The sequence below is a fragment of the Peribacillus sp. YIM B13481 genome, from assembly GCF_042787985.1.
In the GTDB taxonomy this organism is placed as follows: domain Bacteria; phylum Bacillota; class Bacilli; order Bacillales; family DSM-1321; genus Peribacillus; species Peribacillus simplex_A.
In genome coordinates, this window is record NZ_JBHZPE010000034.1 from 27,305 (window position 1) to 54,261 (window position 26,957).

26 protein-coding genes and 5 pseudogenes are annotated in these 26,957 nt (G+C 36.9%); 23 read left to right on the top strand and 8 right to left on the bottom strand.

The genetic code is table 11. The features are described from left to right. The first annotated feature begins 38 nt into the window (after positions 1–38). Positions 39–1,475 carry an amino acid permease gene (locus ACFX4X_RS17700; RefSeq protein ID WP_377385058.1) on the top strand — a complete coding sequence of 479 codons (1,437 nt, stop codon included), beginning with the start codon at positions 39–41 and terminating at the stop codon, positions 1,473–1,475. An 894-nt stretch (positions 1,476–2,369) separates the two neighbouring features. On the opposite strand, the gene ACFX4X_RS17705 is transcribed toward ACFX4X_RS17700, so the two are convergent. Then, positions 2,370–2,786 carry a PaaI family thioesterase gene (locus ACFX4X_RS17705; RefSeq protein ID WP_061462759.1) on the bottom strand — a complete coding sequence of 139 codons (417 nt, stop codon included), beginning with the start codon at positions 2,784–2,786 and terminating at the stop codon, positions 2,370–2,372. Positions 2,787–3,300: 514 nt separating this feature from the next. On the opposite strand from ACFX4X_RS17705, the gene ACFX4X_RS17710 reads away from it, so the two are divergent. The 8 genes and pseudogenes from ACFX4X_RS17710 to ACFX4X_RS17745 all read left to right on the top strand — a co-directional run bounded on the left by ACFX4X_RS17710 (position 3,301) and on the right by ACFX4X_RS17745 (position 10,421). Next, positions 3,301–4,155, top strand: coding sequence for a MurR/RpiR family transcriptional regulator (locus tag ACFX4X_RS17710; protein WP_061462761.1), 855 nt, complete (start codon positions 3,301–3,303; stop codon positions 4,153–4,155). Positions 4,156–4,274: 119 nt separating this feature from the next. Next, positions 4,275–4,468: pseudogene (locus tag ACFX4X_RS17715) on the top strand (M20/M25/M40 family metallo-hydrolase); the annotation flags it as partial. A 93-nt stretch (positions 4,469–4,561) separates the two neighbouring features. After that, entirely contained in the window at positions 4,562–6,046 is a 1,485-nt protein-coding gene (locus tag ACFX4X_RS17720; RefSeq protein ID WP_089363260.1) for an amino acid permease, read from the top strand. 153 nt (positions 6,047–6,199) lie between these two features. Further along, complete coding sequence (locus ACFX4X_RS17725; RefSeq protein ID WP_377385060.1) at positions 6,200–7,036, top strand: GNAT family N-acetyltransferase; 837 nt, start codon at positions 6,200–6,202, stop codon at positions 7,034–7,036. Positions 7,037–7,146: 110 nt separating this feature from the next. Further along, positions 7,147–8,262: an o-succinylbenzoate synthase gene (gene menC / locus ACFX4X_RS17730; protein ID WP_284471068.1), complete on the top strand. Its 1,116-nt coding sequence runs from the start codon at positions 7,147–7,149 to the stop codon at positions 8,260–8,262. Positions 8,263–8,832: 570 nt separating this feature from the next. Beyond that, a complete protein-coding gene (locus ACFX4X_RS17735; RefSeq protein WP_377385088.1) occupies positions 8,833–9,324 on the top strand; it encodes a GNAT family N-acetyltransferase in 492 nt (163 codons plus the stop codon). Between the two features lie 148 nt (positions 9,325–9,472). After that, positions 9,473–9,673: pseudogene (locus tag ACFX4X_RS17740) on the top strand (IS110 family RNA-guided transposase); the annotation flags it as partial. A gap of 346 nt (positions 9,674–10,019) precedes the next feature. After that, a complete protein-coding gene (locus tag ACFX4X_RS17745) occupies positions 10,020–10,421 on the top strand; it encodes a YybH family protein (protein WP_377385062.1) in 402 nt (133 codons plus the stop codon). A 270-nt stretch (positions 10,422–10,691) separates the two neighbouring features. Here ACFX4X_RS17745 and ACFX4X_RS17750 read toward each other — a convergent pair whose 3' ends face one another. The 3 genes from ACFX4X_RS17750 to ACFX4X_RS17760 form a co-directional block, all read right to left on the bottom strand. Further along, complete coding sequence (locus ACFX4X_RS17750) at positions 10,692–12,482, bottom strand: S9 family peptidase (RefSeq protein WP_377385064.1); 1,791 nt, start codon at positions 12,480–12,482, stop codon at positions 10,692–10,694. 345 nt (positions 12,483–12,827) lie between these two features. Then, positions 12,828–13,289, bottom strand: coding sequence for a CBO0543 family protein (locus tag ACFX4X_RS17755; protein WP_284471064.1), 462 nt, complete (start codon positions 13,287–13,289; stop codon positions 12,828–12,830). After that, complete coding sequence (locus ACFX4X_RS17760) at positions 13,201–14,388, bottom strand: DUF2515 domain-containing protein (protein ID WP_377385066.1); 1,188 nt, start codon at positions 14,386–14,388, stop codon at positions 13,201–13,203. The genes ACFX4X_RS17755 and ACFX4X_RS17760 overlap by 89 nt, the downstream gene beginning before the upstream one ends. A 379-nt stretch (positions 14,389–14,767) precedes the next feature. On the opposite strand from ACFX4X_RS17760, the gene ACFX4X_RS17765 reads away from it, so the two are divergent. The 12 genes and pseudogenes from ACFX4X_RS17765 to ACFX4X_RS17820 all read left to right on the top strand — a co-directional run bounded on the left by ACFX4X_RS17765 (position 14,768) and on the right by ACFX4X_RS17820 (position 22,472). Continuing rightward, positions 14,768–15,502 (top strand): polysaccharide deacetylase family protein, encoded by a 735-nt coding sequence (locus ACFX4X_RS17765; protein WP_377385068.1) that lies wholly within the window; start codon positions 14,768–14,770, stop codon positions 15,500–15,502. A gap of 606 nt (positions 15,503–16,108) precedes the next feature. After that, the gene (locus tag ACFX4X_RS17770) at positions 16,109–16,369 is read left to right on the top strand and encodes a metal-sensitive transcriptional regulator (RefSeq protein WP_284471062.1); all 261 of its coding nucleotides are present in this window, start codon (positions 16,109–16,111) and stop codon (positions 16,367–16,369) included. A gap of 35 nt (positions 16,370–16,404) precedes the next feature. Continuing rightward, a pseudogene (locus tag ACFX4X_RS17775) lies at positions 16,405–16,578 on the top strand (YdhR family protein); the annotation flags it as partial. A gap of 144 nt (positions 16,579–16,722) precedes the next feature. Then, positions 16,723–17,202, top strand: a complete 480-nt coding sequence (locus tag ACFX4X_RS17780; RefSeq protein WP_061462784.1) for a DsrE/DsrF/DrsH-like family protein — start codon at positions 16,723–16,725, stop codon at positions 17,200–17,202. Positions 17,203–17,229: 27 nt separating this feature from the next. Beyond that, the gene (locus ACFX4X_RS17785) at positions 17,230–17,598 is read left to right on the top strand and encodes a rhodanese-like domain-containing protein (RefSeq protein ID WP_284471060.1); all 369 of its coding nucleotides are present in this window, start codon (positions 17,230–17,232) and stop codon (positions 17,596–17,598) included. An 18-nt stretch (positions 17,599–17,616) separates the two neighbouring features. Continuing rightward, positions 17,617–17,913, top strand: a complete 297-nt coding sequence (locus tag ACFX4X_RS17790; protein ID WP_377385071.1) for a rhodanese-like domain-containing protein — start codon at positions 17,617–17,619, stop codon at positions 17,911–17,913. 54 nt (positions 17,914–17,967) lie between these two features. Then, complete coding sequence (locus ACFX4X_RS17795; protein ID WP_284471059.1) at positions 17,968–18,540, top strand: sulfurtransferase TusA family protein; 573 nt, start codon at positions 17,968–17,970, stop codon at positions 18,538–18,540. Between the two features lie 27 nt (positions 18,541–18,567). Then, positions 18,568–18,962 (top strand): annotated as a pseudogene (locus tag ACFX4X_RS17800) (DsrE/DsrF/DrsH-like family protein). A 43-nt stretch (positions 18,963–19,005) separates the two neighbouring features. Then, a complete protein-coding gene (locus ACFX4X_RS17805) occupies positions 19,006–20,133 on the top strand; it encodes an MBL fold metallo-hydrolase (RefSeq protein ID WP_377385073.1) in 1,128 nt (375 codons plus the stop codon). A gap of 37 nt (positions 20,134–20,170) precedes the next feature. Then, the gene (locus tag ACFX4X_RS17810; protein ID WP_089363273.1) at positions 20,171–20,398 is read left to right on the top strand and encodes a sulfurtransferase TusA family protein; all 228 of its coding nucleotides are present in this window, start codon (positions 20,171–20,173) and stop codon (positions 20,396–20,398) included. A 50-nt stretch (positions 20,399–20,448) separates the two neighbouring features. Next, positions 20,449–21,228, top strand: a complete 780-nt coding sequence (locus tag ACFX4X_RS17815) for a sulfite exporter TauE/SafE family protein (RefSeq protein ID WP_284471057.1) — start codon at positions 20,449–20,451, stop codon at positions 21,226–21,228. 827 nt (positions 21,229–22,055) lie between these two features. After that, positions 22,056–22,472 (top strand): hypothetical protein, encoded by a 417-nt coding sequence (locus ACFX4X_RS17820; protein ID WP_284471056.1) that lies wholly within the window; start codon positions 22,056–22,058, stop codon positions 22,470–22,472. Between the two features lie 420 nt (positions 22,473–22,892). On the opposite strand, the gene ACFX4X_RS17825 is transcribed toward ACFX4X_RS17820, so the two are convergent. Then, positions 22,893–23,390 carry a VanZ family protein gene (locus ACFX4X_RS17825; RefSeq protein ID WP_377385076.1) on the bottom strand — a complete coding sequence of 166 codons (498 nt, stop codon included), beginning with the start codon at positions 23,388–23,390 and terminating at the stop codon, positions 22,893–22,895. A 96-nt stretch (positions 23,391–23,486) separates the two neighbouring features. Continuing rightward, positions 23,487–23,773: pseudogene (locus ACFX4X_RS17830) on the bottom strand (D-Ala-D-Ala carboxypeptidase VanY); the annotation flags it as partial. Positions 23,774–24,407: 634 nt separating this feature from the next. Between ACFX4X_RS17830 and ACFX4X_RS17835 the strand changes: the two are divergent. Next, positions 24,408–24,650 carry a hypothetical protein gene (locus ACFX4X_RS17835; protein ID WP_377385078.1) on the top strand — a complete coding sequence of 81 codons (243 nt, stop codon included), beginning with the start codon at positions 24,408–24,410 and terminating at the stop codon, positions 24,648–24,650. Positions 24,651–25,474: 824 nt separating this feature from the next. Here the strand turns inward: ACFX4X_RS17835 and ACFX4X_RS17840 are convergent. Next, positions 25,475–26,368, bottom strand: a complete 894-nt coding sequence (locus ACFX4X_RS17840) for a LysR family transcriptional regulator (protein ID WP_377385080.1) — start codon at positions 26,366–26,368, stop codon at positions 25,475–25,477. A gap of 90 nt (positions 26,369–26,458) precedes the next feature. On the opposite strand from ACFX4X_RS17840, the gene ACFX4X_RS17845 reads away from it, so the two are divergent. Further along, the gene (locus ACFX4X_RS17845; protein WP_002094998.1) at positions 26,459–26,767 is read left to right on the top strand and encodes a cupin domain-containing protein; all 309 of its coding nucleotides are present in this window, start codon (positions 26,459–26,461) and stop codon (positions 26,765–26,767) included. 80 nt (positions 26,768–26,847) lie between these two features. On the opposite strand, the gene ACFX4X_RS17850 is transcribed toward ACFX4X_RS17845, so the two are convergent. After that, positions 26,848–26,940, bottom strand: coding sequence for an IS3 family transposase (locus ACFX4X_RS17850; RefSeq protein WP_375540555.1), 93 nt, complete (start codon positions 26,938–26,940; stop codon positions 26,848–26,850). Between the last annotated feature and the right edge of the window lie 17 nt (positions 26,941–26,957).

A 26,957-nucleotide genomic window follows, 5' to 3' on the forward strand; every position in this document is an offset into this window, starting at 1 on the left:
GTATTGTACTGCATCATATATATAAAGGAGGAGACTGGATGCTAGACGCCAATAGTACCGATCAAAATCTGTTGAAGCGTTCAATGAAAAGCAGGCACTTGTTCATGATTTCGCTAGGTGGGGTAATTGGAACGGGTCTTTTTCTAAGTACAGGTAATACGATTAATCAAGCTGGACCGGGAGGAACGATTCTCGCTTATTTGGTTGGTGGGCTTATCATGTATCTAGTCATGCTATGCCTTGGCGAATTAACTGTAGCTATGCCGGTAACCGGTTCGTTTCAAACATATGCTACGAGGTTTGTGGGTCCTGCTACCGGATTTACCATTGGTTGGCTGTACTGGCTTACATGGGTAGTTACGGTAGGTTCGGAATTTACTGCATCCGGTCTACTGATGAAGAGATGGTTCCCTGAAACTTCCGTCTGGATGTGGAGCGCACTCTTCGCGATTATACTTTTTCTGCTGAACGCCTTTTCTGTAAAATTTTTCGCGGAAACTGAATTTTGGTTTGCCGGCATTAAAGTAATTACTATTATTTTCTTTATCATATTAGGTGGAGCAGCGATGTTTGGCTTCATTCCTATGAACGGGAGTGCAGCTGCTCCGATGCTTTCTAATTTTACCGGGGAAGGGGGCCTTTTTCCAAATGGACTCCTTCCGATATTTATAACCATGATTTCCGTGAATTTCGCCTTTTCAGGAACAGAGCTTATCGGCATTACTGCTGGAGAAAGTGAAAACCCGGAAAAAGACATTCCACTAACCATTAGAAATGTAATTTGGCGAACTATGTTTTTCTTTGTTGGTGCCATATTTGTGCTATCTGGATTAATCTCCTGGAAAGAAGCGGGGGTGATTGAAAGTCCGTTCGTTATGGTTTTTGATAGCATAGGGATACCTTATGCAGCTGATATCATGAACTTTGTTATTATTACAGCTTTACTGTCAGTAGCAAATTCCGGTCTCTATGCATCTACCCGTATGTTATGGTCTCTTTCAAACGAGAAGATGATAAATCCTTTCTTAGGAAGGGTAACGTCAAAAGGAGTTCCGTTTAATGCTTTGATTGTAAGTATGGCAGTAGCCTGCTTGTCATTATTCTCTAGTGTAGTTGCACCGGATACAGTTTATATGGTGCTTGTGGCTATATCTGGATTTGCGGTTGTTGCAGTATGGATGGGAATTGCATTATCACAGTATGTGTTCCGTAAACATTATCTTAAAAAGGGTGGCGATATTAAAGATTTAAAATTTCGTACACCACTTTACCCTTATGTGCCCATAGCCGCTTTTGTTTTATGTTTCGCTTCTATTGTAGGTCTTGCTTTCGATCCGAGCCAACGGATTGCCCTGTATTGTGGAATACCATTCATTGCTTTATGCTATCTTCTCTACTATATAAAAAATCGGGGAAATAAGAATCAAATAGATTCTTATGGTGAATCAGATCAATATGTTGAGAATATTAAGTAGAGAGGGGCTGGCATTAGAAACCTATTACCGATACTAATAGGTCTATTGCGAAAAATGAGAAAGAATAGAAAGAATTACAAAATCTCTGGTTTGTTAAGCTATTAACCAAATAAGAATTTCAATTGACTCTACTCTGGTCAGACCTCTCTCTCTCGCAGGAAGGTCGGGCCTTTTTTGTCCATATTCATCGCTTAGACTCTACTCAAAATCTGTTTAACTTAGTTAACAGACAAGCCATTTGTCCAATTTTGGGCTATATTGAAAAACTCAATGAATACTGATGATTTTAGCGATAGTAAGGCTCTTTGGAACTGTCGGGCAGTTTGGTGAAAACTGAGAGTGAGGTCTTTAAGGGACTGGTAACTTGCAGCGGATTTTTACGAAAGATGCTTTTCTAAGACAAGCAATTTCTTTTAGTTCGTCCACGTATTCTTGCCAAATGTGACGAGACACTACTTTTTGATGATCTTTACTTTCCGTACTTTTGTATGTCTTTCACCATTATTAAATGAAAGAGAAATATATGTCGGCCTCCATTTTACGAACCAAATGGTTCTCAGGCACCAGTTGATCTAACGTAATCATTTCAAGTTGATTGGAACGGGTGTGGGACTCTTTCGGGAAAGGCGAGTGCCCTACTTTCCACACTAATTTCAATCTCCGAATTTTTTAAAAAAGCAATTATAAACACTATATTTTGTTTTTATAAATGATTTTGTTTACATCGTATCTTACTGTTTTATGACCTTCTATTATTCCTTTTCCCCAAGGCTATAAGCATAACATCTAAATACCTATCAGAAATTTGTAAGCCGATTTTAATGCTAGTTTAGATTAGTAAAAGGGAAGCATGTTACAAAGGGCTTTTTGTGCAACATGCTTTTATTAGCCAGTTTAAAGAATCATAACTGATGACACAACGCTTGCCACTTTTTTATCATCTTGAAATAAATCAGCGAGTAGATAAGCTGTTTTTTTTCCGATTCGATCTACTTTTGCTTCAACCTGTACGTCTCCTAATCTTACTGGCCGATGAAAGGTAGTATGTAAATCAATAGATGCGAAGGATTGTCCGATACTTAATTTAGAAGAAATAGCATAAGCCATTATAATATCTGCCGCAGAAGTGACAAATCCACCCATTGCTACACCGTTTCCGTTTATAAATTTTTCATCCACTTTCCATACACCCCTTGCAATTCCTTCCTGGGCATAATTTGCTTTAATCTGTAACGTTAAATCACAATTCGGAGGCTGTTTTCCCTCTGTTAAAACTTGTAAAAGTGCGTTTCCTTCAAATGATTTCTCCATAAAATTGCCCCCTTAAATAAGTTAATACTACAATACAGAATATTCTAACATATCCAATGGTGTTAAATGACATTGAAGTTGTTAAATTTACAAATAAAGTAATTGGAGAATAATACGAATCACTTTTGATTGAAACTTATTAATCACTGATTAAAACTCTAAAAGAATTTTACAGTATAGGAAGGCAAATTACGGCTTTTACCTTAGTTTTATTAAGTTTGCTTTTTACACCTAGCCGATTAGAAGACACATATCCCATCAATGTAAATATTCAATGATCTCCTAATCTCTATTTGACTATGAGAAGGAATTTCTTCTTATAGTCATTTTTTGTAGACCAATTTAAATATTATCTGAATGAAAAGTTTGCTGCTTAGATCTGATATTTATAATTATCTAAAAAATCAAAAAATACTTCTTTTTCTAATTTTATTATGATAATGTGTACATAAAGTATTTGATTCAACATTTTTTTAAAAAGAAGTATTTAATTCACCAAGAGAGGAGATATGCTATGGAACAGCCATCTTTTAAATTATTAGTGAAAGAAAAATTCCACCATTTATCGGGAGGTCAAAAAAAAGTTGCCGCTTACCTAATTGAAAATTTGGATGAAGCCGCCTTTAAAACTGCTTTTCAAATTGGGCAAAAAGCGGAGGTTAGTGAAACAACGGTCATTCGGTTTTCCTATTCATTAGGATTTGAAGGGTTTAGTAAAATGCAGGCAAGAATTCAAAAACAGCTACTGCACCAAAATCAAATAGATATACCCAATAGGGATACCAATCTCCGCATTGATGACAATCAAGATCCATTTACCAAAGTGATAGAAAATGAAGTTCATATTTTAAGACATCTATTAGATCATACGAACGTTCAGGATATATGGAAAGCAGTCGATGTCCTGATACAGGCTGACCAAATATTAATTGCAGGACATCGGATTTCCCATGCCGCCGCCTATTGGTTCTCCTATACGCTAAGTTCATTAAGGGAAAATGTAAGTTTATGTTCGCCAACAGGTGACTTCTATGAAAAGTTCTGTAACCTCACTAACAAGTCAGTATTAATTGTTTTTTCCTTTCCAAGATATGCGAATGAAATAGTAAAAGTTGCGGAGTGCGCAAAAGAACAAGGGGTTTGTTTAATTGTAGTTACAGACCGCCTCCTGTCACCTGTTGGTCGTATCTCTGATATTGCACTGACAACTGAAGAAAATGCAGAAACCGGAACCAATTCAATCGCTTCCGTCATTAGCTTATTGGACTTGGTTATTGCAGGCATACATGAAAAAGACGCAAAACGAATTCATACCCATCAGCAAAAATTAGAAAGGCTATATTCAAGTTATGAAGTGTTTAATGAATGAGTTTTTAATAAAGTTAAAATTCATTTAAAGGAGGTAAATCAATATGAACCCAATTCAATATATTGATCATCATCAAGAATTATTGGATCCCAGGCCTCTCAAAAAGGGTTGTGGCATAGAGGGCTGAAATGGATGCGCTTGTTCAGGAAGTAAATGGAGTTGCAACGGCCAATCAGTCATGTGGACACGATCCACATAGCACAATCGTTTTATATTTATATTTAGCGTTGGCCATTGCCTCAGCGGAATCCGGCCTAAACTTACTCTCCGATTTATATTTCAGCCTGCGGAAGAAAAAGGAGAAGGCGCTCTTTAAATGATCAATGATGGCGCATAATTAACACAGTAATACTGGCGGCGGAAGAAGAGAAGTTTTCACTATAAAAATTTAATGAAGAGGTGTTTCATGAAAAATACCGCACTCGCATCACAAACGGATGTCCAAGCAGCTTCTGATGGAAAACAACTGGAGCGCAAACTCAAACCAAGGCATCTTTCCATGATTGCAATCGGCGGAACCATTGGAACAGGGCTATTTTTAGCAAGCGGTTCCATCATTCATACTGCGGGTCCTGGAGGAGCTGTAGCTGCCTATATTATTGCCGGGATCATGGTTTTCTTTCTGATGACAAGCTTAGCGGAAATGGCCGCCTTTATTCCTATTACAGGCTCTTTTAGCACATATACATCAAGGTTTGTCGATCCGGCTTTGGGATTTGCGATCGGATGGAACTATTGGTATAACAATGCAATTGTAGTCGCTCTGGAATTAGCAGCTTCCTCCCTGATCATGAAATTTTGGCTCCCTTCTGTCCCGGGCATCATTTGGAGCGCATTATTTCTTGCAATCATATTTGGACTGAATATCTTATCGGTAAAAGGATATGGAGAATCAGAATTCTGGTTTGCCATTATAAAAGTTTTAACGATTATCATTTTTATAGCAGTAGGATTATTAATGATTTTTGGAATAATGGGCGGTCATGCAGTAGGTTTTGAAAATTTCACCAAAGAGGAAGCACCGTTTAAAGGTGGCTTTTTATCCATAATAAGTGTCTTTATGGTGGTTGGATTTGCTTTTCAAGGCACCGAGTTAGTAGGAATTGCAGCCGGGGAGAGTGAAAACCCGAGAAAAAATATTCCCAAGGCTATTAAGCAAATCTTCTGGAGACTGCTCTTGTTTTATGTATTGGCGATCATTGTGATTGGATTTCTAATCAGCTATAACGATCCGCGTTTGTTAAGCTCGGATATTGAAGATATTGCGGTAAGTCCCTTCACTCTAGTTTTTCAAAACGCAGGGCTTGCTATCGCTGCCTCCGTTATGAATGTGGTAATTCTTACTTCTGTTCTTTCAGCTGGAAATTCCGCCATGTACGGAGCTTCTCGCGTCCTTTGGGTGCTGGCGAAAGAAGGAAAAGCCCCTTCGTTTCTAAGAAAAGTGAATGCAGGCGGGATTCCAGTGAACGCTGTGTATTTTTCTACCATCGTTGGGATGGCAGCTTTTCTAACCTCTCTTTTCGGTGAAGGCACTATTTATACTTGGTTATTAAATGCTGCAGGACTATCCGGCTTTATATCCTGGTTAGGAATTTCGATTACACATTATCGATTCCGGAAAGCGTTTATTGCACAAGGAAGAGATTTGAAAGATTTGCCTTATGTATCAAAATGGTATCCATTCGGTCCAATATTAGCCACAATTTTATGTGTTACGGCTATCCTGGGACAAAATTATTCTGCTTTTTTCGGCTCTGAGATTGACTGGTATGGAATATTAATTTCTTATATAGGGCTTCCTTTATTTCTCCTGGCTTTTCTAGGCTATAAAATCGTAAAGAGAACAAAAATGATTCCATTGCAAGAAGCTGATTTCAGTAATCGGGAATGATTTCTTTGTCAAAAAGATAGGGAAGTACTACATTTTATTTTAAATAAGGGGTAAAGTGCCTAGCCCGACAAGCGATCAGCCGTTTAACTACCCTGACCAGCTTATGGTTGTTTGGGCAATCAAGGCGCTTGGGATTTTCTTAGGAGGTTGACCATGACGAAAACACAGGAAATTATAATTCGTCCCCTTCATCGAATTGAAGAACTTGAGGACGTAAGAAAGCTAGAATGTAACATTTGGGGGGATGCTGATTCAATTCCCTCACACCAAACCATAACAGCAGTGAAAAACGGTGGTTTGGTTTTAGGAGCTTATTGCAAGGATCAGCTGATTGGATTTCAATACAGCTTTCCAGGTTTCAATGGTAAATCAGCCTATCTTTGTTCACATATTCTAGGCATAGATGAGCAATTTCGCAACAAAGGAATAGGGGAGAAGCTAAAACTAGCACAACGTGAAGAAGCGATAAAGCTCGGCTATTCCCTTATTACCTGGACATACGATCCGTTAGAAAGTATTAATGGGTATTTAAATATAGGCAAGCTTGGTGGGGTCTGTTCTACATATATCGCAAACTGCTATGGTGAAATGGAAGATCTATTAAACAGTGGAGTTCCTTCTGACCGCTTTCTTGTCGAATGGCATATTGGCAAGAAGGAGATAACGGATTCTAGAGGAAGCGGAATCGCGCTGGACTTAGTATTAGTAATGGAGAACTCGCTTATTCAATGGGATACCATTGAAAAGGGATTGCCTGTTCCTTCTTTCACTCTTGGGCTGCCTGAACCAGAATGTGATACAGCTTTTGTGGCCATTCCAAAGGATTTCCGAACAATAAGAGCCACAAATATTCAAGCGGCCAATGAATGGCGAATGAAATCCAGGGACGTTTTTACCGATTTATTTCAGCAAGGATGGCAGGTAACAGATTTTATAAAGAATTCAACGACAGAAATTCCAGTTCAGTTTTATGTACTAACAAAGAAATAAGCAGGTAGATTTAATAAGAGCCCGTAATTTCAGGCTGCTGTCAGCCTATTTAATAAAAAATTGGTAAGACTGTGTCTTTTACAGGTTTATCACAAAAGGAGAATTTCCAAGTGAAAATTAAACAAGTTATTTTAAGGCATCTTAAGCTAGACTTGCTTGAACCTTTTACAACTAGCTTTGGGACGGAATACGATAGGGATTTTATCCTTGTAGAAGCAAAAAGCGATGATGGCATTTCCGGTTGGGCTGAATCGGTTGCGATGCTCGACCCCCTGTATAATGAAGAGACCTTAAAAACAAACTGGCATATACTCGAAGATTATCTAATTCCAATTATTCTAAAAAATGAAATCCAGCATCCTGATGAAATCTCTGAAAAATATTTCGCCCATATTCGCGGCAATTATATGGCAAAAGCCGCTTTAGAGGGTGCTGTTTGGGATTTGTATGCGAAAAAGAAAAATGCTTCTCTCTCGAGTGTGTTAGGTGGAACAAAAAAGAAAATTGAAGTGGGGGTAAGCATCGGAATTAAGGACTCGATTGATTCGACTCTAGATATGATTGAAGCTTGTCTCGGTGTAGGCTATAAACGGTTTAAACTTAAAATAAAACCGGGCTGGGATGTTGAATTAATAGACAAGGTCCGAAAAGTATATCCAGAAATCCCTCTAATGGCAGATGCAAATTCAGCTTATACCTTACAAGATATAAACCGGTTATCCGCCTTGGATGATTTTAATTTAATGATGATTGAACAGCCGCTTGCCTATAACGATATCATTGACCATGCAGATTTACAGTCAAGGTTAAAAACACCTATTTGCCTGGATGAGAGCATTCACTCATTAGAAGATGCTAGAAAAGCTATTAAATTAGGCAGCTGTAAAATTATTAATATTAAGATTGGCCGCGTCGGAGGCTTGACTGAATCTAAGAAAATCCATGATTTATGTCTTAAACATGAAATTCCACTATGGTGTGGGGGGATGCTGGAATCAGGCATTGGAAGAGCGCATAATATTGCAATTACTTCCCTGCCAAACTTTACCCTTCCTGGAGATACAGCAGCTTCCTCCCTCTACTGGGCAGAAGATATTATTGACCCTGAAGTTACCGTAGAAAACGGAACGATCACGGTTCCAGAATTGCCCGGAATTGGCTATGAACCAAGTTTGGGAAAAATCAATAAGTATACGATAAACAGTCAAACATTTAATTTAAGTTAGAATAGGTCGGTAGACAACATCTATCTCCTTATTGTAAAGGCCATTTCCCAAAAGGGAAGCAGGCCCTTAATTTTTTGAACTCTTATTTCATCCACTGGGTTTTTCCGAAAGCATCAAACTTAATCAATAGCCCGTTCGTAAAAGTACACTTTTGCGAACGGATAAAAATCTATCAAAATCGTCTTGTTTAACATTCGTGAAAGTGTGTTTATAGCTTGCGGACGTTCATTTTATTACATAAAGTGAACGGTGTTAAAGAATGATATGAATAGAAAAAGGGTTTAGAATTACACATTCTAAACCCTTTACCCCTGCTCAGCATAAAAAACGTCTTATATTCGCGTATATGGCGTTTTTTATCCCACAAAGTTCTTAGGTGAAAAGTTCCGAATTCTAAAACCTGAGTTTTTTGATTGCAGAAATCGTAATGTATGATATACCTCTCATTGTAGTTTTTATAAAAATGATAAACCGAAATGAATGCTTGATTTTGGTTTTGGTGGAAGAAGGACAAATTATTTAAAAGTAGAATTTATTAAATTAGAAAAAATATGTAAGAGAGGTATACCAATGACTGTATCATTAATTCCAATTTCTAAAGATAAAAAGCATATTTTACAGAACTTGTATTCACTTTATTTATACGACCTCTCAGAGTATACCGGCAGTTTAGAGATTTCATCTAATGGTTCCTTTGAATTTGATTCATTTGATTTAATTTGGGAGAGAGAAGGTTTATCCCCTTATTTACTAAAAAAGGATACAACAATTGTTGGATTCTTATTACTATTGGAAAGACCTTTTTTAGAAAAAGACTATGATTACAGTATTAATGATATTTTCATGTTGAAGAAATATCGAAGAAAAGGTTTCACAATAACTTTGTTAAAAGAATTGTTTGAACAAAAAAAGGGGAAATATTATGTGCTTGAATTAATTAGTAACAAACCTGCTATTCTATTTTGGAAAAGTGTTTATAGTAAACTTAATATAGCCTTTGAAGAAAAGAAACAGAATGTTGATAATGAAGAATGTTTAATTCAATCCTTTCAAATATTTTAAAGCTTATTAAACCATTATTAATCCTTATTGAATGAATGGATGCGTTAGCATTCCTATGGTTTGGTATTTTGCAACTTTGAAAAAATAGGGCTCCTCTGTAAGATATTAAGACACCACTCTAACTCAAAACCTTAAGCGGAACCCCAATATGAAATTTAAAATGCAAGATAAACAAAACCAACTAATAGAGAGAATTTTCGATAAACACCGTGTGGGTGGAGTGGATATTGCCCAATGATTACATATGGCTAGAGCAGTAAATTTCCGTGGAATTGTAGCCGGAGATCCATTTGCATTTGAAAATAATGAAGATAGATTCGCTAGTTTATTAAAATGGATGGATAAGCTTTAAGGATTAAATAAACTGGAGGCAGCAATCGTGGGAATGGAACCAACCCCTTCTTTACCTAACTGCATGTAGGTTGACAGGAGGATTGCCACAACACAGTTTATTTTGAGAACCTCGTATAACTTTTTCTTTTGAAGGAGGAATGAATAATGGTCATTATGGCGGTTGTCGTGAGTTGAATCTTGATCATAGAAGAGATGGGACCTTTATATTTCATTCTTACTCTGATTATTACTTTGCATACTTTTCTTATTCACTTTATGAGCAGGATACCTCAACAAGGCAGTCGAATATTCATTAGTATAAAGCCGGCCTCATTTTCGAGAGGCTTAATTGGAGGGTGAATATGGAAAAGCACGAACTGGAACAAGTTATAAAAAATGCAGATAGGGCAATAAATAACGAGGACTTCGATCAATTGATGGATTTCTATTCAGAGGATGCAACTTTAGTTGTCAAACCTGGAACATTCGCAAAAGGGAAAGATGAAATACGTCGGGCATTCGTTGATATCGCTGATTACTTTAATCATAGTTTAATCGTCAAACAAGAAAAGATGGCAATAATCGAAACGGGTGATACGGCATTGGTTGTGGCAAAAGCCCAGCTTAGTGCCAATCAAAAAGACGATTCCGAATTCTCTATGGAAAGAACCGCGACATATGTATTTAGGAAGGATTCCATTGGTACCTGGCGCTGCATAATCGACAACTCTTATGGTGCTGAAATAATTGAAGAATTAGTGTAATTTCTGAAAGCTGCCGAATTAGGTGGCTTTTCATTTTTTACTAAGAGAATCAATAAAATAAATATCGTTTACTAATTGCGTTTTAGCAACCCAAAAGAAGCCCAGCGCGTTCTTTCCGAAGTCGTATGAGGAAACTTACAAATACAGTTAATATGGGTAGTACAGTGCCAATAGATCACTTTTGCCTAATTATTTGAGAAACTAAGACCATTTTTCCTAATGGGTTCCAATTCCTTTTAATCACCCTTCAAAATATAAAAGACTCATAAATTATTTACCAATATATTGATTAAGGAAATGTGCTATTGCTGTATAGGCAGTAATTTTATTATTTAGTTTTACGATGGAATGACCTTCATTTTTAAAGTGGATAAAATGTACAGGATGATTTCGTGCCATTAATTTATTTACAATTTGTTCAGATTCTTCTATTGGGACCCGTGGATCATTACACCCGTGGAGTACCATCAGTGGACTGGTAATCCGGTCAGTTTGATTCAATGGATCAATCAAATCATAAAAGTTTCCGTCCTTTTCAATAGTTCCATATTCAGCTTCACGAAGTTTACGTCGCCACGGACTGGTTTTTTTAAGAAAAGTTCTGAAACTTGAAATCCCAACGAGATCAATTGCAGCAGACCATAATTCCGGGTAATGGGAAATGGCTGCAAGAACCATAAAGCCTCCATAGCTCCCTCCCATAATGGCAACTCTATTAGGATCAGTGCTTCCTTCTTTCTTTAACCAATCTACTAATGAAACAAGATCTCTTACGGAGTCCATTCGTTTACGAACATCATCAAGATGAGTATATGTTTTTCCATATCCTGTACTTCCGCGAACGTTGGGAGTAATTACTGCATATCCAAGGCTTAGAAAATACTGCAGAACTGGATTGAAAACCGCCCGAATTTGGCTTTCAGGACCCCCATGAACATATAGAATAACTGGAATTTTTTCTGTCTGGGTATTTGGCTTGAAATAAAATGCAGGTACTTGGAGATTGTCAAAAGACTTAAATGAAATAAGAGTAGGTTCAATTAATTTATTTTCCAAAAGCTTTGACTGAAGAGATTGAGTAAGCCGTTCTGTCTTCATTTTTCTTAGATCAACCTGCCATATATCAGAAGGATAGGCAGGCCCATTGAAAACGTAGGCTAACTTTTGATTGTCGGGTGAAAAAGTTAGGCTAGTTAACACCCCCATTGGTGTCTGCCATGTATAAAGGGCACTTGATTTTAGATCTAAAAGAATGCCTCTTGAAATACCTCCTTCATTAATTGAAAAAGCTAACTTGGATTGATCTTTACTCATAGCGAGGCCTTCAAAGTCCCACTGTCCCACCTCCAGCCAGGTGATATTTTTTGTTGAAAGATCAATGATCGCGAGCCCAAAAAATTCCCTATCTTGATTTGTTAATAAATAGAGATGATCTCCATCCTTGCTGAAATGAGGGTTTTTATAGCTTGCTTCACCCTGATGATCTGTTAACCAGTTCATTTCTCCTGTGCATAGATTCAGTAAACCTAAATCGTTATCCAACTGGGAATTTGTTTTCCGAATCAATAACGATTTACCATCAGGAGACCACATGATGGAGGAATAGAGACCATCCTTTGACAAAACCATTTGTATTTCTAATGTTTCGACATTTTGAATATAGATATCGAAAAAGGCAGGATGTCGACGATTGCTTGACCAGGCAATCCATTTTCCATCAGGTGAGTGACCCCCATATTCATGTTTATGTTCAGGTGAGTTGGTAAGCGGAATCAGTACACCATCACTCTTGAGTAAAAACAGTTGTTGCTTCTCATTACCGCCAACATCCATTCCGATAAATAGGCCGCGCTGTGATGAACTGTTTAAGTATTTAAAAAAAGTGATTCGTTCATTAGTAAAAGAAGTTTGGGTTGGTTCTCTTATATCGAAATCCTTTGTCCAAACCTGCGGTAAACCAGAATAATCAGCAATAAAGATTATCTTATTACTTTTAGGATCATAAATAGGGTTACTGACAGTACCAACACACAAATATGATTTGATGCCAATTTCTTTCATACATTCCTCCTTAAAATATGCTGAAAAAAGAGAGGTATTGGTATAGCCCAAATAATAAAAAAGCTGAGTCAAAATGATCTAATTACGTCTCACAACCATTATATTTAGATGCATTATATATCATGCACTTAATATCTTGGCTATGGGTGCCAAAATCGTTGCGAACAAGATTTTCTGAAAAGTTTAAAAATGTTTCTCCATATTTCTTTCAAAAGAGTGAGCTATTTTAGTTTTTAATCATCAGTCCAGAAGGGAAACCCTGCTAGCATATTTGGTGTCAAAAAAAGTTTATTGGAATTTTTGTGACACCCTTTGTTTTTTAAATACTTATAATACAGTCGCCTGTTATTGAAACCATCGATAAAAATTCCAAATAAGGAGCATGAAGATCATGTAGCCGAAAAGGGAATAAGAATGATGCCATGCTTCGCTATGAGTAAACAATCCTAAATTCTCAGCAAACGGTTCGGAAACACCTATACAAAGTCCAATCAAAACGATAAACAGGATTCTTGAAAATTTAGTCAACGTTTTTGCGATCCATAAAAAGAGCGTAGTAAAGATTGGCAATATCAATAATGTAAAAGCAACATTGATTGTAAATATATCTGGGAATGGTCTTGCTGGAAAGGCATACATTTGTTTACCGACAAACAGTAAGTCTAAATAAGTCCCGATGAAACAAGAGAGAACTATGGTGGCAACAAAAGCCCGAAGGTTACTCGTCTTCTGCTTCTTCTCGGAGTAGGACGTTTTTTTTTGCCAGAATGGCAAGTTCAATTTTTTCAAGCGTTTTGCAGTACTCATCATAAACCTCCCCATCTGTATTTTCTTCCTTATCGATTAAGTAGTCCATGATTTTCCAGTCCTCAAACCAGTCTTTGCTTTCTTCCTCTTCATGATTAATATCTTTCCATGTGTATATTAATCGCGGACTGTATAAACGATCCGCACCTTTTCTTAATTGGCACTTTTTTGTTCGACGTTTATAAAACGCACGGGGGAATGATTCGTTTACATCATTAAACAAATGCGACCAGTAGTCTTTTCGCGAACCGGTATGTGGATGATCATGTGCCCATTCTACTACTCCTGATAAGATGTTCTCACTCCTAAACAGCTGTGAGTATAATCGCTTGCCCAGCAATATTCGCTCATGTAGGGAGGTGAAATGCGTCATTGTATTCCCGACTAGCGATGTTTTTTGTTTGGTTTCATCCTTATAGAATGGAAAAAGAATATGGTTAAAGCGAAAAAAATCATAAAGTTTGAATCCAATACTATTTAGTACCGTCTTTTTAAAATGGGTATTTTGAAAGACACTTTTTTCTAAATAGCTTTGTTCATTAATAACGGTGGCAATGGCTAACATATAGTGGTCGCCCTTTCTCCAAAAATGGTTCCACAACGTTTCCATAAAAGTTGATACATTGAAAAATGGTAGAAGATGAAACAGTCTTTTTGATCTTTTGACACTTTGTTCATACAACAAAAATTGTGGGTACACATCTTGGAAGATTAACCAGTTCCCTCGTTCCAGAAAAGAAAAGAAGATAAGTTGATCTTTTTCCGATAAAAGTCTTGTATATAACTCCCCTTTTAAATCCGTCATATTCCAACCGCCATTACGCGATACCATATGTCCAAGTAGTGCCCAGTGTATTTCTGGGTAACGGAGATAAAACTGAAAATAGGCATGTGTTCGGGTCACATTATTACTGTTGTGTTGTCTTGTTCGTTCTTTTATTTCATGTATTAACATTGTCTCTTCTCCCGTTAATTCCCGCGGTTTAACAGAAGTCTGTTTTTTACCTTTTTTCTTTAATTCATCTTTTACATCTAAAAGAGAATAGGGAATCGTTTTGGAAAAGCCGTTCCATTCCCTTTTCCTATCGTTGTGTTGCATCCTACTTCCTCCCATAAACACGAATGTTCTTCTTTTAAGTCCCAATAGGTTTTCGTGATAACCATCAGATGATCAAATTTTTTTAATCTTTTAACCTTCTAGTAAGGATTTTTTAAAGGTATTTTAACAATGCAGCTACCATCAGTTTATTACGGATGTTAAGAACAAATGATGATCGTTTTATCGTACAAGAGGTAGCGCGCACATTTTAATGTTATTTGTACTATGAAAAATCATGAGTATTTAAAGGATTCAAAGTGGACGCGAAGGGAATAGATGGATTGGTATGTGTGACATGTAATCTTTCAAGGTGATTCTGATTTTTTCTAGGACTTTGTGGGACCATATGTGAAAACAAAGTACTTCAGGAAGGGGTTCTATGAAAAATATTGTATTGATTTCCTTATTTCTCACGTTTGTGTTCGCATCTCATGCTTTCGGTAAGCAACTAGAAGTGCCCATCTTGATTTATCATTCGATTGACGAGTTTAATGGGCAGGGTTCTAAGGAGTTATATGTAACCCCGAAGAATTTCGAGAAACAAATGTTGTATTTGCGAGACCATGGCTTCACATTATTAACTTTTGATCGATGGCAAGACATTAATAAAGTAAACAAACCCATTTTCATTACCTTTGATGACGGGTACAAAAACAATCTGAATGCATTCGCAATCTTTCAAAAACTGAAAACCGAACGTTTTAAACCAACTGGCACCATTTTTGTTATTTCTGACTTTATCGGTCGTTCCAACAGATTATCGAAATCGGATTTAAAACTGATGGCTGATTCGGGGATAATCTCAATCCAGTCTCATACTGCTACACATCCCGATTTGACGAAAATAAAAAATTATGAATATGAACTGAAAGGGTCCAAAGATAAAATTCAAAAAATAACGGGCAAACCAGTTAATGTTCTTGCGTATCCTTACGGGAATTTCAACGATAAAGTCGTAGCAGAAACGAAGAAATACTATTTGTTTGGACTTACGACAACTCCTGGACCATTTATTGAGAAGGGTATTAAAGATGAACTCTATCTTTTACCACGAACCTATATCAAGTATTCAAGTACTCTTAATGACTTTTCAAAGATAGTTGACAGAGAATGAAGCAGGTAATTGCTTTATTTAGAAAATGGGCACAGAAACAAGGGGAAACATCAAAAAAATGGGGAAATTAGAGGAGTTAACACCGTTCATAAAATTTTGAACGGTGTTATGTATGTTTTTAACTTGCATTTTAAATAATTTATTGTGCCTTTACACGTACACGGGTACTCTTTTGTATATATACTTTGTGAAATTATTTAGTTTGACAATATACCCCTATAGGTATATTATGAACTCATAAGTTAGGAGTGAGTAAACTAAGAGTAAAAAGCACAAATTTTATTTATTGTAATATTTTTACTTATTTTGGTCCCGTTTTTGTATAAACGGTATGTTCCTGTTAAGAGTTTTTTGAATGAAGTACAGGATTTTTTGGATATTAGGGCTTCTAATCATAAGTGTGACAATGTGATGAAGAGCTTTTGAATATCTCTTATGCCTATTTGAAATGTTTTAATGAAGAAATCCCACATGAAAACATTCATGTAATTGCTTCTTATAAATTGGAAGTGAACTTGGGGCTGCGTTTCTTAATTGGAAAAGGAATTATGGTAACCAGTTATGTGATTCAGTGATTGTGTTTGTAAATAGATGGGTGGGCAGAATATGGAATATGATAAAAGTGTCCTTAATCGCTTGAAGCGGATTGAAGGACAAATCAAGGGAGTTATTGGAATGATGGAGCAGGGGAAAGATTGCAGGGAAATCATCACTCAGTTAGCTGCTGCACGTAATGCCATCGATAGGAGCATGGGTGTTATCGTAAGTGCCAATCTAGAACAATGCGTTCGGGAAAATGTCGAAAAAGGTGAAGGCACTGAACATCTTGTCAAGGAAGCTGTTGAATTATTGATTAAAAGCAGGTAAAAGAGCACCTGACCTAAAAAAGGAGAGAGTTATTCATGGCTTATATTTTACAAGTTGATTTTAAAATGGAAGGGCCATTTGGTCACGAGATGGTGGAAGGGTTTGCTGGCTTAGCTAAAAGCATCAATGATGAAGAAGGTGTGATCTGGAAGATTTGGACCGAAGAACGGGAAGCAAAGGAAGCTGGTGGCATATATCTGTTTTATGAAGGATAGAAAATTCTATTTAAAGAAGGTTGACCAACAGTATTTTTCGTCATATTATATACCCTACAGGGTATATAGAAATGAATGTTTTTTTAACGAATTATATACCTATACAGGTAATTGAAATAGGCTTAGGGGGAAAAATATATGACTGAAAAGAGAAGAACGACGATCATTTTATTTAGTGGTGATTATGATAAGGCAATGGCTGCTTATATCATCGCAAATGGTGCTGCAGCCTACGATCATGAAGTGACCATCTTCCATACATTCTGGGGATTGAATGCTTTAAGGAAAGATGAGCCGCTGTCATTAAAAAAAGGCTTTCTTGAAAAAATGTTTGCAAAAATGATGCCCCGTGGTTCTGATAAAATGGGTCTATCCAACATGAACTTTGCTGGAATGGGGCCGAAAATGATCAAGCACGTGATGAAAAAACATAATGCCATGTCACTCCCGAATTTAATTGAGTTGGCCCAAGAACAAGATGTGAAACTGATTGCCTGTACGATGACGATGGATTTATTGGGCTTGCAGCAAGAGGAATTAATGGATGGAATAGAATATGCAGGTGTAGCGGCTTATTTAGCCGAAGCAGAGGATGGAAATGTAAACTTATTTATATAAATTGGGGTACCGGAGGGATGAGTTCAAATGGGAACTATATTTAATATCATCATATTGGGTGTCATCGTTTGGTTTTTATATCAGCGATTTGTTCCGGCAAAGGGGATAAAAAATATAAATGCGGCTGAGTTAAAAGCGGCGTTGAATAACAAAGGAAGTAAGCAATTCATTGATGTCCGTACTCCTAATGAATTTAGGGGCAATCATATTAAGGTCTTTAAAAATATACCTTTAAACGAACTTGGCAAAAGGGCACAAGGACTTTCAAAAGATAAAGAAGTTGTTGTGATTTGCCAAAGCGGGATGCGGAGCAGTAATGCATGTAAAGCTTTGAAAAAACTCGGATTTAATGAAGTCACCAACGTAAAAGGCGGCATGAATTCTTGGCGCGAATAAAAGGAGGATATTATAAAGATGAAAGAAATTTTACCGAATGAAGTGAGTGCATTATTGAAGGGAAACTCGCCAGTCCATATTATTGATGTGCGGGAGGTGGATGAAGTAAAGGCAGGGAAAATACCAAATGCTTTGAACATCCTGTTGGGCCTAGTGGAATTTAGAATGCAGGATCTGGATAAATCAAAAGAGTATATCATGGTCTGCCGGTCAGGGGGCAGAAGTTCAAGGGCAGCGCAGTTACTTGAGGATCATGGATATAAAGTGTTGAACATGGTGGGCGGCATGAATGAATGGGAAGGTCCCATAGAATAATTTTTAAAGCTAAATATACCCCCATCTCTATAAAAAACACAAGGAGGAAATAAAATGATTAAAACAAATTTCGTTTTGGATGCTAAAGGTTTAGCTTGCCCAATGCCAATCGTAAAAACGAAAAAAGCCATGCACGGCCTGGCAGCAGGGGAAGTGCTTGAAGTTCAAGCGACTGATAAAGGGTCAACTGCCGATATGAAAGCCTGGGCCGAAAGTACAGGTCATCAATATTTGGGTACGGTTGAAGGGGGGACCACGCTAAAACATTATCTTCGGAAAGCAGGCGGAGAAGAGCAACAAGAGAAGAAGCATCAAAAAGTCATTTCAAATGACGGCCTTCTTCAAAAAATCGAAGAAAATCAAAACACAATCATCCTTGATGTACGAGAAGCGGCAGAGTATGCTTTCAATCATATTCCAACAGCTAAATCCCTCCCGATGGGTGAATTGGAACAACGTATGCGTGAATTGGATAAAGAGTCCGAGATTTTCGTGATTTGCCGTACTGGCAGCCGAAGTGATCTGGCTGCACAAAAACTGACAGCAGCTGGATTTGAACAGGTATTTAATGTTGAACCAGGCATGAGCCAGTGGAATGGTCCTACCCAAAAATCAGTGAATGAATAACAGAGACTTAAAATGGAGGAATATATCATGTCTAAAGAAGTGGCTATAATCGCAAGTAATGGTGGGTTATTTGACGCATATAAAGTGTTAACATCGCAACGGCAGCGGCAGCAACGGATCAAGAAGTGGCCATTTTCTTTACTTTCGAAGGCTTAAACTTAATTCATAAAGAAGCAAATGTACAACTGCCAATGCCTGAAGGTAAAGATCATTTTGCCGAAGGATTTAAAAAGGCTAATGTTCCTTCCATTCCAGAGTTAGTTACTATGGCCCAGGAAATGAACGTTAAGTTTATTGGGTGTCAAATGACTATGGATGTTAAGGGGTTGGAAAAAGAAGCTTTCGTTGACGGCATCGAAGTGGGTGGAGCGGTCACATTTTTAGAGTTCGCTAAGGATGCTGATGTAACCTTATCCTTTTAATGTAAAAAAATTGAAATGTTAAATACTATAGGGGGTATAAAGAATGGCAGTTAATCCAATGACAGCGGCGGAGGTTTCAAAGAAAGTAATCAATAAAACGGACTTATTCATTTTGGATGTTCGAAATGAAAGTGATTTTAACGATTGGAAAATGGAAGGGGAGAATTTTGAATTCCTTAATATCCCTTACTTCGATTTACTGGATGGCGTTGAAGAAATCATCGATCAAATTCCGGCACATAAGGAAATCCTGGTTGTATGTGCAAAGGAAGGCTCATCCGTTATGGTAGCTGAGATGCTTTTTGAAGCTGGATTGGATGTTTCTTACTTAAAGGGTGGAATGAAAACATGGAGTGAACATTTGGAACCGGTGAAAATCGGCGAGTTGACCAATGTCGGAGAAATTTACCAATTTGTGCGACTTGGTAAAGGCTGTTTATCATACATGGTCGTTTCCAATGGTGAAGCAGCCGTTATTGATTCCACAAGAATGATTGATGCCTACCTTGATTTCGCCGATGGTATCGGAGTGAAAATTACACATGTTCTAGATACACACCTACATGCCGATCACATTTCAGGAGGAAGACGAATAGCGGAAAGGACAAAAGCAGATTACTGGCTGCCGCCAAAAGATGCAGCTGAGGTAACTTTTGAATATCAGCCATTAGAAAGCGGTAAAGTGATAAAGATCGGTCATTCAGCGATTGATATCGAAGCATTATACTCCCCTGGCCACACCATTGGCTCCACATCTTTTGTGGTCGATGGAAAATACCTGCTTTCCGGAGATATACTATTCATCGATTCCATTGGCAGACCGGACCTAGCGGGATTGGCTGAAGATTGGGTAGGGGACTTGAGAGAAACACTGTATACACGTTATAGGGAACTATCGGACGAGTTAATCGTATTGCCATCACATTTCATGATCATTGATGAATTGAATGAAGACGGAAGTGTCGCTAAAAAGTTGGGAACGCTGTTTGCTGAAAATCATGGAATGAACATTGCCGATGAAATAGAATTCAGAGAGCTGGTAACAGGTAATTTACCACCTCAACCGAACGCTTATCAAGACATTCGCGAAACCAATATGGGGAAAATCGAGCCCGATGATGAAAAACAGCGCGAAATGGAAATCGGACCAAATCGTTGTGCGGTTCGCTAAACCTGATAAAAAATGAAGCCAATAGGAGAGATGAAAAATGATTTCAGATAAAGTGTTAGATGCTAGGGGACTTGCATGTCCAATGCCGATTGTTAAGACGAAAAAAGCGATGAATGATTTGCAAACCGGACAAGTGCTGGAAATACATGTAACCGATAAAGGAGCTAAAGCCGACTTAGCTGCTTGGTCAAGATCCGGTGGTCATGAACTAGTGGAAACGGCAGAAGAAAATGATATACTGAAATTTTGGATCAGGAAAGGCTGATAAGAGAAGGGAACCATTAGGGTTCCCTTCTTTTAAGGGAGGCAGGTACAATGGATATCATCTTTATCATTACCATCTTTTTAATTGGTTTTATAGGTTCATATGTTTCTGGAATGCTCGGCATCGGGGGCTCGATTATAAATTATCCAATGCTTCTGTTTATTCCCCCCATCTTCGGTTTAGTGGCATTTAGTGCCCATGATGTAACAGGGATAAGTGCTGTACAAGTCTTATTCGCTTCCATCGGAGGTGTATGGAGCTATCGTAAGAGCGGACATTTAAATAAAACGCTCATTTTCTATATGGGGATCAGCGTTCTAATCGGAAGCGTGGTTGGAAGCTTTGGATCACAATCGATGTCGGAAGACGGAGTGAATATCGTCTATGGCATTTTGGCTTTGATAGCGGCTGTCATGATGTTCATTCCGAAGAAAGGCATAGATGACATTCCCTTGGATCAAGTTACCTTTAACAAATGGCTTGCGGCCATACTTGCATTAATCGTTGGATTAGGGTCTGGAATAGTCGGGGCTGGAGGGAGCTTTCTATTAGTTCCCATCATGCTCATCGTTTTAAGAATTCCAACCAGGGTTACGATCGCGTCTTCATTAGCAATCACATTCATTTCATCCATTGGTGCAACAGCAGGGAAAATCTCAACAGGGCAAGTTGATTTCTATCCGGCATTGATCATGGTTGTTGCTAGTTTAATAGCATCTCCGCTTGGGGCGATGGCCGGTAAAAAGATGAATGTAAAAGTCCTGCAAGTCATATTGGCTCTATTGATTCTAGCGACGGCTGTGAAAACATGGATAGGGATTTTGTATTGAGGCACGTTCCTTGACAGGGAAGGGGTCGTGGGTTCGAATCCCTCACAGGTCATCAACTAACAAAGGCTCAAATCTTTGATATCACAGGGGTTTGGGCCTTTTTTCTGGATAGAGAAGGAGTAAAACGTATTACGGGACAATAATTGGTAATAATTAATATTTCAAGGAACTTTGGATAAGTCTTTTGCTTATTCAGCTAACGATTGAGGTTAAAAATAAGACCGTATTTTTGGCTTTTCTTTAAAAGGTGCATAATCATATTCTTCGGTAAAACCCAATTTACTATAATGTGTTGGATTACCTTTACTACCAAATACCATGCACGGGAATACTTCTTGGAAGCTCTGAGCATGACGCATGAAGAATATGTAAAATAACGGCAAACGATGTAAGACTTCAGAGATAAATTTCCAGCTCACAGAGAGTGTGTGGTTACAACGAACCTGTCCCCTACTTTGATATTGCGCATAATGTAGCACTTCATTACGTTTCTTGGATTGAAAAGTATAATAAAATGCCTTCACCTGAAATGATGGTAGAACAATTTCAAGAAGAATTACAACCAATGATAGTAAGTTTTAAAGTGAAATAAATAGAGGGAGGAAAGTATGAAAGAGTAATTTAAAGCAAATTCCTTTAGGGGTTCTATTAGGGATTAATCACACTTCTCGTAGGACTTACCCTCCACTTTAGTATTATATAGTAAATATTTCCTTTATTTTTTACTATGTGATTTTAATATCTCAACAGTTTATTATATTGATAAAGGAAGAATAACTTAATCTACTACTATAATGAAGAGTCTTTAAAAGGGAAGTGATAGTTAAATGATTTATATAAGCGATATCGAAAAGATAATTAATAACACATTAAATGAGCACAATTTGGATATTATTCATGAGTTTGACAATAATCTAAGTGCACCTATGAGTTATAACGTATCGACCAATACTATAAAATTCAATTACCTTCAAGTTAACGGTTATAAAGGGAAAATTAGAATTAAAGAGACAGAGGAAGACTTTGTTAAAATTATTCTTTATCGTATGATTGGTTATTATTTAGATTTTAAGAAAAACAAACATGATTTAAGGATTTTGATGTATGGTAACGAAGAAGAAAAAGAAAAGCTAAAATCTGAAATAGAAACTAATGCTTGGGAATATGGGAGAACATTAATACCTGAACAACTATTGGAGTCATATGATAAAGTTCGTGAATTAGATAAAATGCTAATAAATTAATGTACTCTAAGAAAATGGAGACCCGACTTTAAACTAAAACAAGAAAAAGAAGCGCAAATTATTAGTGTTAGAGAACATCCAGAGTATAAAGAAAAAGCAATAAAATATTTTCAGTGCAAATGGGCAAACGAAAACACTATGAAAGTATATGAGAACTGTATTACACACAGCATAACAACGGATAGTCCGTTTCCTATTTGGTGTTTAATGGAGGACTCTGGTGAAGTTATTGGCTGCGCAGGTCTTATTAGCAATGATTTTATTAGTCGTATGGATTTATGGCCTTGGTAAAAAAGCCACCCTCAAAATAGGTGGCTTGTGATATTTGTCATTCTTGTTTATAAATAAAGAACCTGCTTTATCAAAGTCATTGATAGTATACCCTCTGTTAATTTTCATGAACAGCAATTCTCCAATTACTTAGGAAACTTTATAAATAATAACACCACTAATCCTGAGATATATTAATAACAGCAATAATGCAACAATGCATATCGTTCCGATTGAAGCTAAAACATTAAGGATTTTATTTGCTTTTGTACTAAACAGCTTACAAAATACAATATAAACTCCAACTCCAATAATTCCACCTAATGTATTTCCCATAAAGTCAGTTATATCGCTAGCTCCTATAGCAAAGAGGAATTGCAATACTTCAAATAACAAACTAACTCCTGCTATTACTGCAATCTTTTTCAAGAAAGACCCAATTGGTTTTAGCATACTGATATAAATTCCAAATGGGATAAATGCAAGTACATTATAGATTATTTCATTAAAATCTATTTGATTATTAATATTAGCTGAACCAGCAAAAGGGATTAAGTTGATTTCCCTAAAATCCGGCAAGCCTTGAAATGAAAATTGCATTTTAAAGACTATAATCCATGTTAATGTAAATAAATATACGGCCAACAAGCCAGCAGTTATTTTATTTTGATTTTTCCATATAAATCCTCAATTCCTAATTCTTTTTCAAATTTTTAATCTAAGCTTTATTCCTACTTTACACTACGCTATCATCTCCGATAGGTTTTCAGCTATTTCTTCTGATAATTTTATTTCACTATTAAGTAACTGGTATCCGGTTGTTAAATCTTTGTGTGTAAATAAATTTATGATATCCGATTTTATACCAGCTTGTTGAACAGCATATTCACTGTTTAACAAAAGCAGATTCCCTTGATAGATCTGCTCTTCGTAATCTCAATCTTTTAGGAATTTTCAGTAGCTGTATTATCATTTTGTTCATATTTTCAATCCCCTACTTTATCTTGGGATATCGGTAATATATTAAAAATAAAAACTAGAAATAATGCACCAAAATCCCCGCTTTTTCATTTTTAGTCTCCTCCTTGATGTCACTTGTTTATAGGATAGGAAAAACTTTTAAAATAAAAAGTGGGGTAAATATTAAATTTTTCTTAAATTTTCACTTGGATTTTATTATTAATCTTCTTAAGAATCCGCCATTGGTAATTGTGTCTTTAAAATAAAATTGCGATGTTTGTAAGAAAGATGCGAAGTTTTGAATAAAGTTGTGATACTTTGATTAAACTTTTTTAGAAAACTGGAGAGTCCATTCAAAAAGAAAGGAAACCATTATGATTAATCTTTTTTCAAAATGGTTTCCTTTTATTAGCCATAGCTTGTGGGTTTACAGAAAATTTTTAATCAAACTTTATTCAAAACCAACACCAATAATTGATGGATTTTGACATATCGCCAGTGAAATATGTAATCACGTAGATAAAATAAGAATCGCTTTTCTTAATAAACTTACGGGTGCTTTAGTTTAATAAAGAGAAATAAGAAGATAATAAAAGAATTACCCCCTTCACAACGATTAGGAATAACAGATAATGTATTATATTAAAGATATAATATATTTCCGTTAGATTTCTGGTTAAACTTGTAACGAAGGGGAAATTTTTTATGAAAATGTTCGGTGGGTTCATTCTCTTTTTTATAGGTCTGGTTTCTTTTATATCCCTATTGATTTATGGCTATAAAGATTTTAAGGCAGATGAATCTAAAACTTCAAATAAGGTGATTTTTTTAGTTTTAGGAATACTTGATACTTTTTTTGGTACTGGTGGTGAATTAGTAAGGTCTTGCTTTAATATTATCACTTGCAGCTATCCTTATTGGTCTTGTGATTATGGGGATATTTATTAATACGGTTTGAATGTGTTTTACTGGTATTTCATTTACTAATTATACATCTAATATTAATGCGAAAGTTTGTGAAATATTGTACTTAAACTATCAGGTGCGTTAGCTGAAGATCAGAGCTGTCTTTAAGGCAGCTTTTTCGTGGGCACGGCATGGGTGCAATCTATAGGGTGAAAGTCCCGAACTATGAAGGCAGTAGTAGTGGTTAACTTAATGCGAGGGTGTCCACGTTGACGTGGAATCTGAAGGAAGCAAGCGGCAAACCTTCGGTCTGAGGAACACGAAATTCATATAAGGCTAGGTATCATTGGATGAGTTTGCGAAACAAAACAAAGTCCTTACTGCCTAAGGTGGTACAGAGTAAATGAAGCAGATAGATGGAGGGAAAGATTGCACTCTTACCCGGGGAGGTCTGATGACAGCCAAGTACACTTGGTGACAGCTGAATCATCAGAAGTCAACAGAGGTCATAGTACTTGTCTACTCGAGAAGATAAGGAAGGACCGAACAGATTAAGGAGGATGAATACTAGGCGTTCGTTATCTGCGAAGAAGCAAACAATTCCTAACGGAACTTATTTGAAGGAAGATGTGGTGAATACACGGGGAACTTCAAAGAAAGAGGGCAAGCCCTACAAGGTGGCCGTGATCGCCTGCGCCCACTTAGCTTCTACATCACGTTTATGCCATCCTTACCCGAGGCGAGCCCTATCGCACATAATCAATAAATTCCATAAACCTCCACGTCGATGGAGGTTTATTTGTCATTTCCATAAACATTATAACAAAAAATCTTTTAGGTACCAAGGCAGATCTGCTTGACAAACATTAGCTGGTTTTTGTGCTTGTTTTGCAGGATGAAAATATGTTAGCTACCAATTTTTCTGTAGCAGGGCTGAGGACTTTATTTTTTTTGCGGATTAATCCAACAGGTAAAGCGAATGAAATATCATCGATGTCACGAATAGCGTATTGGTGTGAATTGGCAACGAAATTGCTAGGTAGCATAGCAATACCAAACCCTTGTAATACAAGATTTAAAACCATCTCCATGTTTGCTGCATCGTAATTAGAGTGTAAATGAAAGCCATGATGAAGAAAAACATGCTCTATTTTTCGCCGATAAACACACAATTGTCCAGTTAAAATGAAATTTTCATCTTCCAAATCACACATGTAAATTTTTTCTTGTGTAGATAATGGATGGTCGATTGGCAGTATCAAACAAAGCTTTTCTTCAAATAGCGGATAAAATTCAAGATTTAATTCTGGTGATGGAGGGGGACATAAGGCAATATCAAGTTCGTTAGCGATAATCCGTTGACTAAATTGTTGGGTTACGCCACTTTCGATGGAAAGACAAATTTGTGGATGTTCTTTCATAAACGTTGTTAGTACGGAAATCAAATTTGTTTTGCCAATGGAATCAATTGCTCCAATCCGAATAAGTCCTTTCTGACCGATTGAAAATTCTTTTGCGGTTTCGGTGATTACATCCACTTGATTTAATAAAATATCTGCCTGTTCTTTCACAAGTCTTCCGGCTTCGGTTAGCACCATTTGTTTTCCTTTACGCTCAAACAGTTCGATGCCGAGTTTTTCTTCTAATTGATTGATGTGTAGGGTGATGGTAGATTGTGCGTATTGTAGCTGATTTGCTGCTTTTATCTGACTACCACATTGGACAACAGCTTGAAATGTCTGTAACAAACGAATTTCCATAATTCATTCCTCCTGAAGAATAGTTCATTTTTGTTCATATTGACTAATATATCATCGTAAATTACTATTTGTATAGAAGGAGATGATAACATGAAAGATTTATTTTCCGTTGATATCACAAACAGTGAGTGGAAATTTGTTATGGATGGTATAGAACAAATTCCATTACGAGATGAGAATGGTGAACTGCGTTATGTCGTGCGATTTGCACCGGGGGCAAAATTCCCTCAACATACGCATAAGGATACCGAGGAATTATTCGTATTAGATGGGGCTCTTATCAGCAATGATGTTGAGTATGGAGCAGGTTCTTATCTCTGTTATGGACCTAATACAGAACATGAACCATGGTCTGAAAAGGGTTGTTTGGTTCTTGTAATGGAACGTAATGCAGGATAGTGTTTTTCTGTTTCTGTTTTTTTGTGTAGGAAATAATTAATTTTTATTGTTTTCATGCAAACTGGATTGTCAACACTAAATCAAACAACCTTTTTAAGGGACAACTTTTTAAATTCTAGAGGGCTTACGTAGCCTAAAGTTCCATGAATTCGCAACTTATTAAACCAGTTCACATAGTCTCCAAATTCGA

Coding starts and splice junctions, on each gene's coding strand:
- ACFX4X_RS17845 (WP_002094998.1), top strand. CDS start 26,459: ATGAAAGATTTATTTTCCGTTGATATCACAAACAGTGAGTGGAAATTT.
- ACFX4X_RS17780 (WP_061462784.1), top strand. CDS start 16,723: ATGACTGAAAAGAGAAGAACGACGATCATTTTATTTAGTGGTGATTAT.
- ACFX4X_RS17750 (WP_377385064.1), bottom strand. CDS start 12,482: ATGAAAGAAATTGGCATCAAATCATATTTGTGTGTTGGTACTGTCAGT.
- ACFX4X_RS17720 (WP_089363260.1), top strand. CDS start 4,562: ATGAAAAATACCGCACTCGCATCACAAACGGATGTCCAAGCAGCTTCT.
- ACFX4X_RS17735 (WP_377385088.1), top strand. CDS start 8,833: ATGACTGTATCATTAATTCCAATTTCTAAAGATAAAAAGCATATTTTA.
- ACFX4X_RS17795 (WP_284471059.1), top strand. CDS start 17,968: ATGATTAAAACAAATTTCGTTTTGGATGCTAAAGGTTTAGCTTGCCCA.
- ACFX4X_RS17785 (WP_284471060.1), top strand. CDS start 17,230: ATGGGAACTATATTTAATATCATCATATTGGGTGTCATCGTTTGGTTT.
- ACFX4X_RS17710 (WP_061462761.1), top strand. CDS start 3,301: ATGGAACAGCCATCTTTTAAATTATTAGTGAAAGAAAAATTCCACCAT.
- ACFX4X_RS17705 (WP_061462759.1), bottom strand. CDS start 2,786: ATGGAGAAATCATTTGAAGGAAACGCACTTTTACAAGTTTTAACAGAG.
- ACFX4X_RS17815 (WP_284471057.1), top strand. CDS start 20,449: ATGGATATCATCTTTATCATTACCATCTTTTTAATTGGTTTTATAGGT.
- ACFX4X_RS17840 (WP_377385080.1), bottom strand. CDS start 26,368: ATGGAAATTCGTTTGTTACAGACATTTCAAGCTGTTGTCCAATGTGGT.
- ACFX4X_RS17810 (WP_089363273.1), top strand. CDS start 20,171: ATGATTTCAGATAAAGTGTTAGATGCTAGGGGACTTGCATGTCCAATG.
- ACFX4X_RS17770 (WP_284471062.1), top strand. CDS start 16,109: ATGGAATATGATAAAAGTGTCCTTAATCGCTTGAAGCGGATTGAAGGA.
- ACFX4X_RS17820 (WP_284471056.1), top strand. CDS start 22,056: ATGATTTATATAAGCGATATCGAAAAGATAATTAATAACACATTAAAT.
- ACFX4X_RS17835 (WP_377385078.1), top strand. CDS start 24,408: ATGAAAATGTTCGGTGGGTTCATTCTCTTTTTTATAGGTCTGGTTTCT.
- ACFX4X_RS17725 (WP_377385060.1), top strand. CDS start 6,200: ATGACGAAAACACAGGAAATTATAATTCGTCCCCTTCATCGAATTGAA.
- ACFX4X_RS17790 (WP_377385071.1), top strand. CDS start 17,617: ATGAAAGAAATTTTACCGAATGAAGTGAGTGCATTATTGAAGGGAAAC.
- ACFX4X_RS17755 (WP_284471064.1), bottom strand. CDS start 13,289: ATGAGTACTGCAAAACGCTTGAAAAAATTGAACTTGCCATTCTGGCAA.
- ACFX4X_RS17700 (WP_377385058.1), top strand. CDS start 39: ATGCTAGACGCCAATAGTACCGATCAAAATCTGTTGAAGCGTTCAATG.
- ACFX4X_RS17805 (WP_377385073.1), top strand. CDS start 19,006: ATGGCAGTTAATCCAATGACAGCGGCGGAGGTTTCAAAGAAAGTAATC.
- ACFX4X_RS17745 (WP_377385062.1), top strand. CDS start 10,020: ATGGAAAAGCACGAACTGGAACAAGTTATAAAAAATGCAGATAGGGCA.
- ACFX4X_RS17765 (WP_377385068.1), top strand. CDS start 14,768: ATGAAAAATATTGTATTGATTTCCTTATTTCTCACGTTTGTGTTCGCA.
- ACFX4X_RS17760 (WP_377385066.1), bottom strand. CDS start 14,388: ATGCAACACAACGATAGGAAAAGGGAATGGAACGGCTTTTCCAAAACG.